The 13558-nt window shown below is 66.2% G+C and carries 16 protein-coding genes, 1 tRNA gene and 1 pseudogene; 9 read left to right on the plus strand and 9 right to left on the minus strand.

The window, feature by feature from the left end; translation table 11 throughout:
- Positions 1 to 174 precede the first annotated feature (174 nt).
- Together BMY29_RS09575 and BMY29_RS21435 are read right to left on the minus strand one after the other, a co-directional pair.
- Positions 175 to 363 carry a DUF1328 family protein gene (locus BMY29_RS09575; RefSeq protein ID WP_049990166.1) on the minus strand — a complete coding sequence of 63 codons (189 nt, stop codon included), beginning with the start codon at positions 361 to 363 and terminating at the stop codon, positions 175 to 177.
- Positions 364 to 424: 61 nt separating this feature from the next.
- A pseudogene (locus BMY29_RS21435) lies at positions 425 to 699 on the minus strand (helix-turn-helix domain-containing protein); the annotation flags it as partial.
- Positions 700 to 966: 267 nt separating this feature from the next.
- On the opposite strand from BMY29_RS21435, the gene BMY29_RS09580 reads away from it, so the two are divergent.
- A complete protein-coding gene (locus tag BMY29_RS09580; protein ID WP_049990165.1) occupies positions 967 to 1158 on the plus strand; it encodes an HVO_0649 family zinc finger protein in 192 nt (63 codons plus the stop codon).
- A gap of 408 nt (positions 1159 to 1566) precedes the next feature.
- Complete coding sequence (locus BMY29_RS09585; RefSeq protein WP_049990164.1) at positions 1567 to 2958, plus strand: hypothetical protein; 1392 nt, start codon at positions 1567 to 1569, stop codon at positions 2956 to 2958.
- A gap of 109 nt (positions 2959 to 3067) precedes the next feature.
- On the opposite strand, the gene BMY29_RS09590 is transcribed toward BMY29_RS09585, so the two are convergent.
- Positions 3068 to 3634, minus strand: a complete 567-nt coding sequence (locus BMY29_RS09590) for an NUDIX hydrolase (protein WP_049990163.1) — start codon at positions 3632 to 3634, stop codon at positions 3068 to 3070.
- A 295-nt stretch (positions 3635 to 3929) separates the two neighbouring features.
- Here BMY29_RS09590 and BMY29_RS09595 point away from each other — a divergent pair, with 295 nt between their 5' ends.
- Entirely contained in the window at positions 3930 to 4205 is a 276-nt protein-coding gene (locus BMY29_RS09595; RefSeq protein ID WP_049990162.1) for a PadR family transcriptional regulator, read from the plus strand.
- Between the two features lie 195 nt (positions 4206 to 4400).
- Here the strand turns inward: BMY29_RS09595 and BMY29_RS09600 are convergent, their stop codons facing one another.
- From BMY29_RS09600 to BMY29_RS09610, 3 genes are all read right to left on the minus strand, one after another.
- On the minus strand, positions 4401 to 4667 hold the full coding sequence (locus BMY29_RS09600; RefSeq protein WP_049990161.1) for a DUF7511 domain-containing protein: 267 nt from the start codon (positions 4665 to 4667) through the stop codon (positions 4401 to 4403).
- A 298-nt stretch (positions 4668 to 4965) separates the two neighbouring features.
- The gene (locus BMY29_RS09605) at positions 4966 to 5685 is read right to left on the minus strand and encodes a profilin-fold protein (RefSeq protein ID WP_049990160.1); all 720 of its coding nucleotides are present in this window, start codon (positions 5683 to 5685) and stop codon (positions 4966 to 4968) included.
- Positions 5686 to 5848: 163 nt separating this feature from the next.
- Positions 5849 to 6205 carry a hypothetical protein gene (locus tag BMY29_RS09610; RefSeq protein WP_049990159.1) on the minus strand — a complete coding sequence of 119 codons (357 nt, stop codon included), beginning with the start codon at positions 6203 to 6205 and terminating at the stop codon, positions 5849 to 5851.
- A 207-nt stretch (positions 6206 to 6412) separates the two neighbouring features.
- Here BMY29_RS09610 and BMY29_RS09615 point away from each other — a divergent pair, with 207 nt between their 5' ends.
- The 5 genes from BMY29_RS09615 to BMY29_RS09635 all read left to right on the plus strand — a co-directional run bounded on the left by BMY29_RS09615 (position 6413) and on the right by BMY29_RS09635 (position 11493).
- A complete protein-coding gene (locus BMY29_RS09615) occupies positions 6413 to 6802 on the plus strand; it encodes a pyridoxamine 5'-phosphate oxidase family protein (protein WP_049990158.1) in 390 nt (129 codons plus the stop codon).
- Between the two features lie 97 nt (positions 6803 to 6899).
- A complete protein-coding gene (locus BMY29_RS09620) occupies positions 6900 to 8480 on the plus strand; it encodes an acetolactate synthase large subunit (protein WP_049990157.1) in 1581 nt (526 codons plus the stop codon).
- A gap of 154 nt (positions 8481 to 8634) precedes the next feature.
- Entirely contained in the window at positions 8635 to 10125 is a 1491-nt protein-coding gene (locus BMY29_RS09625) for an aldehyde dehydrogenase family protein (RefSeq protein WP_049990156.1), read from the plus strand.
- A 399-nt stretch (positions 10126 to 10524) separates the two neighbouring features.
- Positions 10525 to 11052, plus strand: a complete 528-nt coding sequence (locus tag BMY29_RS09630; RefSeq protein WP_049990155.1) for a DUF7342 family protein — start codon at positions 10525 to 10527, stop codon at positions 11050 to 11052.
- A 9-nt stretch (positions 11053 to 11061) separates the two neighbouring features.
- On the plus strand, positions 11062 to 11493 hold the full coding sequence (locus BMY29_RS09635; protein ID WP_049990154.1) for a toxin-antitoxin system TumE family protein: 432 nt from the start codon (positions 11062 to 11064) through the stop codon (positions 11491 to 11493).
- A 204-nt stretch (positions 11494 to 11697) separates the two neighbouring features.
- On the opposite strand, the gene BMY29_RS09640 is transcribed toward BMY29_RS09635, so the two are convergent.
- From BMY29_RS09640 to BMY29_RS09650, 3 genes are all read right to left on the minus strand, one after another.
- A tRNA-Pro gene (locus tag BMY29_RS09640) sits at positions 11698 to 11770 on the minus strand.
- Between the two features lie 85 nt (positions 11771 to 11855).
- Positions 11856 to 12458 carry a tRNA (pseudouridine(54)-N(1))-methyltransferase TrmY gene (gene trmY, locus BMY29_RS09645; protein ID WP_049990153.1) on the minus strand — a complete coding sequence of 201 codons (603 nt, stop codon included), beginning with the start codon at positions 12456 to 12458 and terminating at the stop codon, positions 11856 to 11858.
- An 84-nt stretch (positions 12459 to 12542) separates the two neighbouring features.
- Positions 12543 to 13100: a metal-dependent hydrolase gene (locus BMY29_RS09650; protein WP_049990152.1), complete on the minus strand. Its 558-nt coding sequence runs from the start codon at positions 13098 to 13100 to the stop codon at positions 12543 to 12545.
- Positions 13101 to 13209: 109 nt separating this feature from the next.
- Between BMY29_RS09650 and BMY29_RS09655 the strand changes: the two genes are divergently transcribed.
- Positions 13210 to 13395: an HVO_A0556 family zinc finger protein gene (locus tag BMY29_RS09655; RefSeq protein WP_049990151.1), complete on the plus strand. Its 186-nt coding sequence runs from the start codon at positions 13210 to 13212 to the stop codon at positions 13393 to 13395.
- Positions 13396 to 13558 lie beyond the last annotated feature (163 nt).

Raw genomic sequence — 13558 nt, forward strand, 5'->3', positions numbered from 1 at the left:
TGCGGATTCTCGCGGGAACGCCCGCGACGGATCCGTTGCTGACTCTCCCGCGAACTGGCACGTCCTGCAGTCGCGTAACCGACGGTACTCACGTCGCGGCTGCAGTCGACATGGATGCCGCGACGTGCGAGCGGTCGAACCGCACGACAGCGGTCGCCGCAGACGGTTCGGGACCTACAACAGTAACGCGACCACCGCGAGGATGATGAAGATCAGTACGAAGATGCGCGCGATCTCCATCGAAACGCCGGCGACGCCGCGGGCGCCGACGGCGGCGGCGACGATCGCGAGGACGAAGAAAATGATCGCCCAGTACAGGAACCCACCGCCGCCCATCTGGAGTGGAGTTGCGAACGTGAGCATACGACCCGCTCCCACGGCGGCCCACATAAACGCCGGCGACTGTCCGCGGGATAACTGGCATCTACAGGTCTCTCGCGGTGATTTTCATCCGATTTGTGACGGGAGCGGTACGCTTCTCCGCGCCGAAGACGGGCCGACACCGCTTCGCCTCGGTCGTCCGTAGGCACTCGCAGAACGTCGGCCGCGAGACGGCCATCGACTGACCAGTTCCTCGCCGATCGACGGCCGCGGCCACTCGACGTAGCCGCCGAGGGCCGCCCGCTAACGCGCGGCAACCTGCCGGTCGATCAGCGCCGCCGCCAGGCTGGCGGCGAACGCCTGGCGAGTCTCGCTGTCGGACTCGCTGTCGCGTCGTGCTCGTGACGATCACCAGGGACATGGGCGAATCAGTCGCAAGCGTCTCGGCGGAGAGGTGCCCGTACTCGATCCCGTGCGGTCCGCGCCCGCGCTCGACCGCACGTCTGATCGTCCTCGGCGCAAAATCGCTCCGATTACGAGATTTCGATCGCCGATACAGGCGTCTAAGACCCGTCACGTTCGGACCCTGGCCGTTTCGGACACGAAGGCTAGAGTGTTATACGTTACCACGTGTTAACCGTCCATATGTCGACCTACCGTTCACCCTTCGAACGACTCCGCGAGAAGTTCGACGAGTCCGAAATGCGCTGTCCGGCGTGTGGCTACGTCGACACCGACGGCAGCTGGCGCGTCACCACCACCGGGGATCGCGTCCGCTACCAGTTCATCTGCCCGACCTGCGACGCCGTCGAGACCAGGGAACTCCGGCTCGGGTAACGTGTCCGCGCCAACGATCGACGGACGGTGGACCGACCGCCGCCGACGTGCGGTTAGCGCCGGCGGTGGCCCGAGACCGGCCGCGACGGCCCGTTTCGTCACGACAACGGATGCTTTTCGAGCCTGAAGTGCGGTAACAACTCGCTTAGACGAACGACGGACTCGGCGCAACGCCGGGTCCGACACCGACGGCGGATTCGACGGGACGCGAATCCAACGGCTCGGTTCCGCCTGGTGCCGACTCGATTCGGGACGACTGGCGGTCCGAAACGACGGCGATGCGCGGCTCACAGCCGCTCAAAACCGGTTACGTCCGGTTCACGCCGAATTCTCAACGGCGATTTTCTCGACGATAATCTCGTAACAGTCTGCCCGTTTTAGCCCGAGAACGGCTGTACGTCGGGGCGTATGGTTTCACGACCGCGAACACTCGGTGTCGCGTTCGTTGCCGTGCTCGTCGTGCTCGCGGGGGGTCCCGCCCTCGCCGGTAGCACGACCACGAGCGCGGCCGCGGACGACGATGCCGGAGACATGAGCGCACCGAGCGCGACGCTCGAAAACGTACAGGTCGAGACGCTGGAACTCGAGAACGTCACCGTCGAGAACGCGACGATCGAGGAACTCAGCGTTCAAGAGCTGGGCATCGAGGACAGCGAGGAACTCGAACAAGAACTGAACGATACCGAAGACGGGGGCGAAGACAACCAGTCCGAGGGCGACGAGAACCAAAGCGATGGCGCTGAGAACCAGAGCGCCGAGGGAGATAACCAGTCCCAACAGGAAGTGACGATCTCAGACGTCTCCTTCGAGACGCTGGCCCTCGAGAACGTTTCTGTCGACGATCTCCAGACCGACGGAGGCGGCATGGACGGTAACCAGACCGATGCCGGCAACGAGTCGGAGGACGGTAACCAGACCGACGCCGAAGATGGCAACGAGTCAGCCGAAGACGGTAACCAGACCGAAGCTGATGGCGGCAACGAGTCGGAGGACGGCAACCAGTCCGCCGAAGACGGCAACGAATCGGCCGAAGACGGCAACGAGTCGACCGGGATCGACCAGGTGATCGGCGAGGACGCCGACAACGTGACGATCCAGGACCTGACGATCGAGGAGATGAACGCCGAACAGCTGACGATCGAGAACCTCAACGTCGAGGAAGACGAGGGCGGCATCCTCTCGGGTATCTCCGACTTCGTCGGCGGTCTGTTCGGCGGTGACGGCGGCGACGGTGGCGATGGTGGCGACGGCGGCGACGGCGGCGCGAACGAGTCCGACGCCGGCGGCGAAGAGATCGAGGCGCTGACCATTGAGCAGTTCGACGTCGACGAGATCACCGTCGAGACGATGGACGTCAACACCCTCGAGAGCCAGGACGGCGGGAACCAGACGGCCGAAGACGGCAACGAGACGGAAAACGAGACGAACGAAACCGACGACGAGGCGGCCGCAGGCGAAAACGAAACTGACGAGGGCGAAGACGGTAACGAGACCGAAGCCGATGGCGGCAACGAATCGGCCGAAGATGGCAACGAGTCAGCCGAAGACGGCAACGAAACCGCCGCGGACGGAGCTGAGGGCGAGACGATCTCGTCACTCTCCGCGGGGACGATGACGATCGAAAACGTCACCGCTGATACCGTTTCCCTCGGCGAAACAGAGGGGCTACAGGACGCACTCGAACAGCAACAGTCCGACGGCGGCAATCAGACCGACGACGGGAACGAATCTGACAACGAGTCAGACGGGGGCGGCGGCAACGAGTCTAACGGCGGCGACGAGGGCATGGCACTCGGCTGACCAGCCGAACCGATCGGTTGCACCGCCGTAGCGTCGAATCGGTACCGGAGTGATTCGACGTGCCGTCGGCACCGTTCCGACGGCCGACTACCCGCGCCGGACCGGCGCGCTATTTTCGGTCCGGTCCGCGCTCCTCGAACAGGCGATAGTACGAGAGAGCGAGTACCGTCCGCCCGTCGCGGATTTCGTTGTCCGCAACTGCATCCGTCAGCTCGTCGAACGACCGCGTCCGAACGCGAATGCTCTCGTTGTGATCGAGTCGCTGTTCAGCGGTCGGCCGACAGCCCCGGGCGACGAAAAAGTGTAAGACGGCGTCCGCGATCCCGTTGGCTGGCTCGACGGTCACGAGCGGCTCGAGCGACTCGGCCTCGTAGCCCGTCTCCTCGGCAAGTTCCCGCCTGGCCGCGGCCTCGAGATCGTCGTCTTCGGGTTCGGTGCCGCCGACGGGGAGGCCGCGGCTGATCCGGGAGACCGCCTGGCGCCACTCCTCAATGCAGACGACGTCGCCGTCGGGGGTAAACGGCAGGACGCAGACGCTCGGCGGTTCCGAGAGGTAATCGAACTCGGTTTCAGTGCCGTCCGGCAGTTGAACGGATTCGTTAACAACATCAAAACCGGGACAAGAGTAGGCTACTCGGCGCTCGGTGGTCTCCCAGGCGAGTCGATCGTCCGACATAGCGGCTGCTACGGCAGTGGCCGTCAAAAACGCCGCGTCACGCATGCGTCGTCGCCGACGCGCGTCGCTACGGCTGGCGGAATCACCGGCACGGAAGCGGTTCTACGTGGTGCCTTCCGCCCGCTCGGCGGTTCGCGTTCGGGTCGGTTCTGACGCGGACTGCACGCGCGACGGCCAGGCGGACGACGACCACCGTTGTCCCGGTTTCATCTCCCGTTAAAGGCCGTCCCGGACGCCTTGGCCGCTTCATAACAAAACCACAGGACGGTGAACGTCGTCACTCAGAGGGTGATCCATGGACCAGCTCACTGGCTTCCAACGTGACCTATTGTACGTGATCGCAGGGAAAGACCGGCCGTCAGGGCAGGAGATTCTCGACGATATCAATGACTATATCGAGCAGCCGGTCACCCACGGCCGGCTATATCCGAACCTCGATACGCTCGTCGAGAAGGACCTCGTCGAGAAGGGACAACTCGACCGACGGACGAACTACTACGCGCTGACGCCGAAGGGCCGACGCGCGCTGCAGCGCCGTCAGGAGTGGGTCGACCAGTACGTCGACGTCTGACTTCTGACGCCGCAGTGCTCTCTCGCGTTGCCACAGTGACCGAATAGCGGCTGGGTTCGCGTTCGCCGTCGTCTTCACGCGTCGCGTCCGTCTCGGAACGGCTCGCGCGGTCCAGTCGAGTGAACGGCGGGCCGCGGACCGAACGGTCGATCGGCGGCTATCGGCGACCGTTCGGCGGCTATCGGTCGACGGCCGTCACCGAGCGTCGTCGAGATCGACGACCGTCTCCAGATCCGCGGTCAGCCACGCGTTCAGTTTCTCCGTCGTCGAGCCGTCGTGGGGCACGAGCGTGCAGCGATCGTTGCCGGACTCGTAGCGGACGACAATGGCGTCGAACAGCACCGCGTCGGGGTCGCTCCCATCGGTCTCGGTCGCGGATTCGGATTCGTATTCGTGGGCAGTTCCCTCGTCGGTCCCGTCGGCAGAGCCATCCATGATAGTCCAGGCGAGCACCGTCGCCACCGTCCGCTAGGCGCAGACGGTACAAAACCACTGCTAGTTCCGGTATAGAGCGTTCGGGTGCGCTCGGTACCGGTCGGGAACCGTCTCGATCCGGTTCGACGTCGACCCGGATCGCCGACCACCGACCGCCGATCCGAGAGCGCCGTGACGGCGATAACCGCGAGTACGGGACTCGAAACAGTTCGTACGGACCCGTGAACGAGAGAAACGGCTCCGTACAGCACCGGCCGACCACGCGAACCGCCGCCGATGTCGAGGTCCGAGCCGGAGTTCGGATCGGTGCCCGGACTCCCGGTGACTAGAACTCGACCGAGTCGAGGTCCGCCTCTAACTCCGCGACGTGCTCGTTGAACGCCTCGACGAACGCGGGCACGTCGTCGACCAGGCGACGGACTTCGGGAGCGGCGGGCGGGCCGTACTGCGAGAGGAGGTAGACGCCGTCGGAGCCGCCGACGCGCAGGTAGGAGGCGACGTCGCCGTCCCACTTCAGCTCCCAGCGGGTTCCCGAGATCGTCGTCGCGTAGGTGCCGTAGTCGCCGTTGTAGCGGTGAAGTTGGCTGGCCATCGCGTTTCCGACCTCGCGGACGCGATTGACGATGCGGTCGCGCTCGGCGACGAGTTCCGCCGTCGACTCGACTTCGGGGAAGTCGTCCGGCGCGTCCGCGAACAGCCCATCGAAGGAACGGACGTACTCGTTGTACGCCCGGACGAACGAGCCGTAGTCAGCCATCGCCGTCTCGAGGGCCTCGGGCTCGGGCGGCTGTTTGCTCGAGACGACGTAGGTCTCCGCGCCCGAATTCGGGTCGAACCGGAGGTAGTCGACGTCACCGGCCTCGTACTTGAGCGTCCACTCTCCGCCGTCGGTTTCGAAGGTCTCCTGCCCGTAGTCGCCGCCCTGGAGGACGGCGAGTTCCCGCGCGATCTCGCCGGCGTGGGCGCGCACGCGGGCCGCCAGGTCGTTGCGTCGCTCGGCGATCTCGTCCATCCCCTCGACGTCGGTCTCGAGTCCGTCGGTCATCAGTCGAGGGAGGGCCCGACGGACAGTAACGGTTGTGCCTCGGGGCGACGAGCGGCAAGGCGGCCACGGTAACCGTCGAAGCGACGGTCGGGAGGCGGTCGAGGCGCGACGCGAGGGCGGCGATCGGACCGCTCCGATCGAGCGAGCGATGCGGCCGACAGACTCACCCGCTGTCGTTCCCTCCGCCTCCGTTTCCACCACCGCTCTCGTTGCCGCCCTCGTTTTCGTTCTCCGCTTCAGTTTCGCCGCCTTCCGCGCTCTCGCCCTCGGGGGCGCCGCCCGAGTCGTTCTCGCTCTCGTTGGATTCCTCGCCAGTCTCGTTCGCGTTGTCGCCGGTCGGCGAGTCTTCGACGTCCTGGCCGTCGCCGGTTCCCTCTTCGCTCTCGGTTTCGCCCTCTTCCTCTTCTTCCCCGGTCCCGCCCCCGCCCGGGCCGCCACAGCCGGCGAGCAGGGCCGTCGACGCAGCGGCGCCGGTCAGTTGCAGTACTCGCCGACGGCCGAGTGCCTCCCGATCGGTCATACGGGAGCCCTCGCCGTCGTCCGTGATAAGCCGCCAGCCGACACTTGCGTGGTCGTTGCGTGGCGGCGGGTGGGTGGGGCGCGGACGAACGGAATCGCGCCGGGACCCGTCTCTCCGTCTTACCGTCAACCCGTCCACGACGGAGCGGGTTTGCCGTCGGGATGAGTAGGCACTACAGCCAAGTCACAGGCCGACGAACGCCGGTCCATGGGTTCGATTCCCGACGAGTTCCACGAGCTGTTCGAGAAGGAAACGTTCGCGCACGTCGCCACCCTCACCGAGGAAGGGCTCCCGCACGTAACGCCGGTCTGGATCGACTACGACGCGGACGACGACCGCCTGTTGGTCAACACCGAACGCGGCCGCCAGAAGGAGCGAAACGTCCGGAACAATCCCGGCGTCGGCGTCAGCATGACCGATCCCGACGACCCCTACACCCACCTCTCGGTGATCGGCGAGGTCGACGAGATCACGACCGAAGGGGCGCGCGAACACATCGACGTGCTGGCCCAGCGGTACATGGACGTCGACGAGTATCCGAATCCGATCGAAACCGAACGCGTGCTCCTGCGGATTCGGCCGGATCGCGTCCTGTGAACCCTCGGCGTCCGAAGCGGTTCGACGACCGGTCCCGGCTTTTCTGCGGGAGCTGCAGGGTGGGCGATTAATGGACAGCGGTGTGGACGGGTCGACCATGCAGTCCACAGCCGACCTGCTCGTCGACTGTCTCGAAGCCGAGGGCGTCGAGCGCGTCTTCGGGGTCCCGGGCGAGGAAATCGAGGATCTGCTGTTCTCCCTTCGAGACTCCTCGATCCGATTCGTCCCGACGCGCCACGAACAGGGCGCGGCGTTCATGGCCGACGTCCACGGGCGGCTGACCGGCGACGCGGGCGTCTGTCTGTCGACGCTAGGCCCCGGCGCGACGAACCTCATGACCGGCGTCGCCGACGCCCACCTCGACAAGAGTCCCGTCGTCGCCATCACCGGTCAGGGCGGCCGCGAGCGCCTCCACAAGGAGAGTCACCAGGCGCTCGACGTGGTCGACATCTTCGAGCCGATCGTCGAGTGGAACACCCAGATCGGCGAGCCCGAGATCACACCCGAATCGGTGCGCAAGGCGTTCAAGCTCGCCGAGTACGAGAAGCCCGGCGCGACCCATCTGGAGTTCCCCGAGGACGTCGCCGCCGAGGCGGTCGACGCCGAGCCGATCGCGATCCGCGATCCCGTGCGCCGGCCGGACCCCGACGACGAGTCGGCCGAGAGCGCGGCGCGGCTGCTCGAGGCGGCCGAGCGGCCGATCGTCCTCGCGGGCAACGGCGCGGTGCGGACCCCCGCGTCGGAGAGCATCCGCGCGCTCGTCGACCGCGTGGGCGTGCCCGTCGTCGAGACGTACATGGGCAAGGGCGCGATCTCCGACCGCGAGCCGGCCTCGCTGATGACCCTCGATTCGGGCCCCGACGACGAGGCCGCGCGGGCGATCGAGCGGGCCGACTGCGTCGTCGCGGTCGGCTACGACATCGCCGAGCACGACCCGGAGGGGTGGAACCCCGACCTCGACAAGACGATCGTTCACGTCGACTACGAGCCCGCGGAGGTCTACCGCCACTACAACCCCGACGTGGAGATCGTCGCGGACGTCGGCGCCGCGCTCGAAGCGATCGACGAGCGCCTGCCCGACGGGGCGTGTTCGCTGTGGTGTAACGACCTCCACGATCGGCTGCTCGACTCGGTGCTGGAGCCGCCCGCCGAAAGCGATCCGATCACCGTTCGGAACGCCCTCCCGCTGGTGCGCGGCGTGATGGACGACGCGGACGTGCTCGTCTCGGACGTCGGCAGCCACAAGATGGCGATCGCTCAGTCGTTCCCGACCTACGAGCCAAACACCTGCGTGATCTCGAACGGCCTGGCCAGCATGGGCATCGCCGTCCCGGGCGCGCTCGCAGCGGACCTGGCGACCGAGGCGAACGTGGTCGCCGCGACCGGCGACGGCGGGTTCATGATGAACGCGGCGGAGCTCGAGACCGCGACGCGGCTGGACTGTAGCTTCACGACCGTCGTCTTCAACGACGAGGACTACGGGCTGATCTCCGAGAAGCAGGAATCGCACCGGGGCGAGCACACCGGAACGGAGCTGACGAACCCCGATCTCGTGACGTTCGCCGAGAGCTTCGGCATCGAGGCCTACCGGCCCGAGTCGTGGGACGAGATCCACCAGGCGTTCGCGGACGCGGTGCCGTCCGACGACCCGGCACTGATCGAGGTCCGACTCGACTGAGGCGGCCGCTGGGAATCGGCGGTCGATTCCGATCGTACTCGGCGGCGAGAGTCGGGCCGGCCGGACACTCGCTGCGAGACGCCCTTCACGCCGTCCGGACTCTCACGCCGATCGCCCTCGGCGACTTTTCCGTGACGGCCGCGTAGGGCGGTCCATGTCACCTAACCTCTCGATCGAAGCCGACTGGAACGAACTCTACATCGGCGGCGACTGGGTCCCCTCCGAGAGCGGCGAGGAGATCGCGGTCACGGACCCCTCGACACGCGAGGAGATCGCGCGCGTCCCGGCCGGCGTCGAATCGGACGTCGATGCCGCCTACGAGGCCGCCGCCGAGGCCCAGAAGGAGTGGCAGGAGACGCCGCCGATCGAACGCGAGCAGATCGCCCAGAGCTACGCGCAGCTACTCCAGGAGCGCAAAGACGAGATCATCGAGCTGCTGTCCCGCGAGGCCGGCGGCACGCGGATCATGGGCGAGACGTCCGTCCAGATCTCGTCGGACCAGGCGGCCGAGGCGGCCACGTTCCCGCGGCGGATGAAGGGCGAGCAGGCCGACTCGAACGTTCCGGGAAAGGAGAACCTCGTTCGCCGCGTTCCGCAGGGCGTCGTCACGGTGATCTCGCCGTGGAACTTCCCGCTGAATCTCTCGGGACGGGCCATCGGGCCGGCGCTCGCCACCGGGAACGCGGTCGTGCTCAAGCCCGCGACGAACACGCCCATCACGGGCGGGTTGCTCATCGCGAAGCTGTACGAGGAGGCGGGGCTGCCGGACGGGCTGATCAACGTCGTGACCGGCCACGGCTCCGACATCGGGGATCGGGTGGTGAGCCACCCCGAGAGCGACGTCGTCGCCTTCACCGGCTCGACGCCGGTCGGTCGCGGGGTCGCCGCCGCGGCCGGCGAGAACCTCTCCGTGGCGGCGATGGAGCTGGGCGGCAACAACGGCCACATCGTCACCGCGGACGCCGACGTGGACGCGGCGGTCGATTCGGGCACCTTCGGTTCGTTCGTCCACCAGGGCCAGGTCTGCATCTCGATCAACCGCCATATCGTCCACGAGGACGTCTACGACGAGTACGTCGAGAAGCTGACCGAGCGCGCCGAGTCGCTGCCGGTCGGCAGCGTCCACGATCCGGACACGGTCGTCGGGCCGATCATCGACGAGAGCCAGCGCGACGAGATGCTCGGCTACGTCGAGGAGACGGTCGACGCCGGTGCGACGCTCGAGACCGGCGGCGAGACGGTCGAGGTAGACGGCGTCGACGACTCGTTAGTGGTCGCGCCGACGGTGCTCTCGGACGTGACCAACGAGATGTCCGCCGCGTGTTTCGAGCACTTCGGCCCCATCGCGCCGGTCATCCCGTTCTCCGATATCGAGGAGGCGATCGAGATCCACGACGACACCGAGTACGGTCTCTCGGGGTCGGTCCACGCCGGCGACGTGGGAACGGGCCTGCAGATCGCCGAGCGACTGGACACCGGGATGGTCCACGTCAACGACCAGCCGGTCAACGACGAGGCTCACGTCCCGTTCGGCGGGACGAAGGCCTCCGGCGTCGGCGGCTACAACAGCACCGACATCATGGACGAGGTCACCGAGAAGAAGTGGATCTCACTGCAACACGACGAGCGGGAGTATCCGTTCTGAGGAGGGGCCTCTCTTCGGCTATTGGTCGCGTTGGTTAATCGGACGATTTCGTGGGCTCAGTTAGATCGACCAGGCGGCTCCTGCGCTACTACTGTGTCGGAGTCGCCGACGCCTGGCCGTCACTCCTCACTCGTCATCGCCGCCGTCGCCGGCACCGGTCTCGTCGGCGAGCGCTCCGACACGGTGGCTATCTCGACCGCCGTCTGGCGTCTGCCAGACCGTCGAGACCGTATAACCAGAACAACGTCGTTCCCCGAGTGCCGCCAGGCGTCGAGCATCTCCTGAGCGACTCGGCGCGCGTTCTCGACGTAATCGGCCGTCCCTCTCGAGTCTCCGCGAAGGCGCTTAATATACTACGCGGTGGCAAACTATATCCTGTCGCAGCCCGGTGTTCTAGCTATGGGTTCGGGTGAGCCTCCAGAGCAGCCGCCTGGATTGGCCGACGAATGGGGTGCCCAGAAAGACCAGCAGTCGACCAGAGAGCGCATCTACGGCGTGGCACTCCAACTGTACGAGCCAACGCGTGTCGCGGCCGTCGCAGACCAGGCTAACGTCTCGAAGGAGACCGCTCGCGAGTATCTCAAATGGTTCGCGGAGATCGGGATGGTGACCCAAGACGCTGAATCGCCCGCTCTGTTCAGCCGAAACGAAGCGTACTTCGAATGGCGACGCATCCAGCGTCTCCAGACGCAATCTCTCGAAGAGTTAGAACGGGAATTGGAGCACCTCGTCGCGAAAGAACGCGACTATCGCGACCGATACGACGCCGACGGACCTGGGGATGTCGACGCGCTCGAGCACGCCGACTACGCCGATCTCGAGTCGGTGTGGATGGACCTCCAGGAGTGGCGGACGGTCCGACGGCGGATTCGCGAACTCGAGCACGCCCGACAGAACCGAAACGGGAGCGCACACGCTCCGGCGTGAGTCTGAGAGATGACGAGTGACGGGAAGCCACTCGACGAAGCGCTGTTGCGCGAGGTCGCTCGCCGACTCGGGTCACTGACGTTGATCGACACCGTCCGCGTGTTCCCACAGCAAAAGCCGGCGTCGGTCGTCGCGACGTTCGATTCGGTGTACTATCCTGACGAGATACGGCGCGTCGAACTCGAACTTCGCGCGTACCAAAACGACGATTTCAACGTGATCTATCGCGAGGTCAGGTCCGGTGAGGACTGGATGGCGAGGTGGGATCGCCACGACAATCCGCACAATTCTCGAGATCACTATCATCGGCCACCACGTGCTCGAACGGAGGATGCAGTGGACAACGCGTATCCGACCGACTTATTCGACGTTGTAGAGGAGATCTTAGCCGAAATCGATTCTCGCCTCGGAGAGGTGTGGGACCACACGGAGGAAGAGTAATCGCCACCGTGCCGGTCCATTGACGAGCATACACCTACTGCGGAAAGGAAGACCCTGTACTACTTCTGGTTCCGGACTCGAACTTGGCGACTCTCCGAGACGCGCTTACTGCGGTACACGCGTCTCATCTGCTGAATCTGTGCGGTTGCCCTTCCCGTAACACAGACTACTCGCTCCGCTCCTCAGATTGCGATGCGGGAGAAGTGGGCCGGCGCGAATTCGAATCGCGGTTACGGCCACCCGAAGGCCGAAGGATACCAAGCTACCCCACCGGCCCGCATTCGAAGGGAGTGCGTCCGGTCCTTTAACGCTTCCGAATCCGAAGTCGGATCGCCGCCAGGCGCGCCGACGCCCGACCCGCGTTAGAACTGTTCGTAGCCCTCGGTGTCCAGGTAGTGGTGTGCAATCGTGATCGCCTGGTCCGCGTGCAACAACTGCGGCCCGAGCCGGAGTCGCCGGTCGGCGACGTCCGAGAGCAGCGCCGCTTCGTCGTCGGTGAAGTCCTGGTGGTCCGAGAGCACGAAGATCGGATCCGCGAGTGCCGTCGGGTCGACGTCGGCCGCCGCGTCGCCGTCCTCGTGGAGCTGGACGACCGTGCCGTCGGCGGCGAGTTCCTCGAGCGTGGCCTCGAATCCGCGGCGGTAGACCTCGATGCCGGGGCTGGGTTCGGCCGGGAGCGCGCCGATGGCCTCGTCGCGGTGCTCGAGAGCCTTGCGGACCAGCGCGGCGGTGCTGCGCTCGTCGGGGTTGAGCCGCTGGAGGTCGCTGCCGTCGAAGACGATGGTGAGTTCGTCTTGGGCGATCAGGTGCACTCGAACGTCCTCCCGAATGCCGTGAGAGGTGACGAAGGAGGCGGTGATCGACCGACAGAGCGCGTCGAGGCGACCGGCCCCGCCCGCGAGGTCGTCCAGCGAGAAATCGGGGTCCGTCGGGACGTCGTGACCGATGAGCACGAACTGGCGCATACCGGGAGAAGGACGGCCGGCGGGATAGCCGCCACGATTCGGCGGTGGCGGGCCGGTCGGGACCGCCCGCGATCGGGATCGAGATCAGGAGCCGACGCCCAGTCGCCTGGCGATCGAAGCGCGCACGAGACCGAGCCCCGGCGCGCCGTCGCGGTACCAGGCGATGGCGGCGACGGCCAGCAGGCCGAACTGGAGCCACTCGTAGGGCCCCATGGCGTAGTAGTGGAGGAACGCGTCGAGGATGCCGGCGACGGGGTCCTCCGGCGGCTGCTCGACCGCGGGCCACAGGAGGTAGGCCGCGTAGGCGAACTCGCCGGAGAAGACCGCGGGCGGGATATCGGCGAGGAGGTGCGAGCAGTAGCCGAGGAGGAAGGCGACGCCGACCGGGCGGCGGTCGAGCCGGTCCGCGAGGACGAGCACGGCCGGGACGAGCAGCGCGACGACGAACAGCGAGTGCGCGAGGGTCCGACCGCCGGGGAGGATTCCGAAGTTCCACGCGAGCGGCTTATCGATCAGATCGGGCGTCTGCGAGCCGATCGCGACCGCGATCGCCGGAATCGCGCGCGGCGTGCGGCCGAACCGACGGTGCGTAACGATGGTGTACAGCAGGTACGCGACGGCGAGGTGTCCCCAAGGCCACATCCTCCGGCGATTCACCGGACGCGGGTATAGGGGCTTCGACTCGGGGCCTACCGGTGCGTTGCATAGGCATGGCCAACCGTTTCCCCCGCTTCCGGTATGCAATGACTATATGGCGAAATCAGAGTCGTCGCAGTCAGGCGGTCACCGACAGTTGCTCGCGATCCTTGAGGGACGGTCCTGTCCGAACTGCCCCGACGGCGAACTCGAGCGGGGCACGTACAAGGACAACCAGGCCGTCCTCTGTAACAGCTGCGGGACGCCGCAGGTTCAGGTCTGGCCGACGTCGCTCGACTGACGATCCCCGGCGAGCGATCGGGATCGAGCGCGACGCTGGTACCGCGCCGACACGAGACGACACACGGTTTTTCGACGCATTCAGGCCGCTGTGGGTATCCTGAACCCGATCGAAAGTCCGCGGTGTCGCGTCCGCGCCGACGGCGGGGACCCGAAAAGTGAGG

It is taken from the genome of Natrinema salifodinae (genome assembly GCF_900110455.1).
Lineage (GTDB): Archaea > Halobacteriota > Halobacteria > Halobacteriales > Natrialbaceae > Natrinema > Natrinema salifodinae.

What these genes read in the sequence shown, in the direction of transcription:
- BMY29_RS09575 (WP_049990166.1), bottom strand. Translation starts at nt 363, where the DNA reads ATGCTCACGTTCGCAACTCCACTCCAGATGGGCGGCGGTGGGTTCCTG.
- BMY29_RS09580 (WP_049990165.1), top strand. Translation starts at nt 967, where the DNA reads ATGTCGACCTACCGTTCACCCTTCGAACGACTCCGCGAGAAGTTCGAC.
- BMY29_RS09585 (WP_049990164.1), top strand. Translation starts at nt 1,567, where the DNA reads ATGGTTTCACGACCGCGAACACTCGGTGTCGCGTTCGTTGCCGTGCTC.
- BMY29_RS09590 (WP_049990163.1), bottom strand. Translation starts at nt 3,634, where the DNA reads ATGTCGGACGATCGACTCGCCTGGGAGACCACCGAGCGCCGAGTAGCC.
- BMY29_RS09595 (WP_049990162.1), top strand. Translation starts at nt 3,930, where the DNA reads ATGGACCAGCTCACTGGCTTCCAACGTGACCTATTGTACGTGATCGCA.
- BMY29_RS09605 (WP_049990160.1), bottom strand. Translation starts at nt 5,685, where the DNA reads ATGACCGACGGACTCGAGACCGACGTCGAGGGGATGGACGAGATCGCC.
- BMY29_RS09610 (WP_049990159.1), bottom strand. Translation starts at nt 6,205, where the DNA reads ATGACCGATCGGGAGGCACTCGGCCGTCGGCGAGTACTGCAACTGACC.
- BMY29_RS09615 (WP_049990158.1), top strand. Translation starts at nt 6,413, where the DNA reads ATGGGTTCGATTCCCGACGAGTTCCACGAGCTGTTCGAGAAGGAAACG.
- BMY29_RS09620 (WP_049990157.1), top strand. Translation starts at nt 6,900, where the DNA reads ATGCAGTCCACAGCCGACCTGCTCGTCGACTGTCTCGAAGCCGAGGGC.
- BMY29_RS09625 (WP_049990156.1), top strand. Translation starts at nt 8,635, where the DNA reads ATGTCACCTAACCTCTCGATCGAAGCCGACTGGAACGAACTCTACATC.
- BMY29_RS09630 (WP_049990155.1), top strand. Translation starts at nt 10,525, where the DNA reads ATGGGTTCGGGTGAGCCTCCAGAGCAGCCGCCTGGATTGGCCGACGAA.
- BMY29_RS09635 (WP_049990154.1), top strand. Translation starts at nt 11,062, where the DNA reads ATGACGAGTGACGGGAAGCCACTCGACGAAGCGCTGTTGCGCGAGGTC.
- trmY (WP_049990153.1), bottom strand. Translation starts at nt 12,458, where the DNA reads ATGCGCCAGTTCGTGCTCATCGGTCACGACGTCCCGACGGACCCCGAT.
- BMY29_RS09650 (WP_049990152.1), bottom strand. Translation starts at nt 13,100, where the DNA reads ATGTGGCCTTGGGGACACCTCGCCGTCGCGTACCTGCTGTACACCATC.
- BMY29_RS09655 (WP_049990151.1), top strand. Translation starts at nt 13,210, where the DNA reads ATGGCGAAATCAGAGTCGTCGCAGTCAGGCGGTCACCGACAGTTGCTC.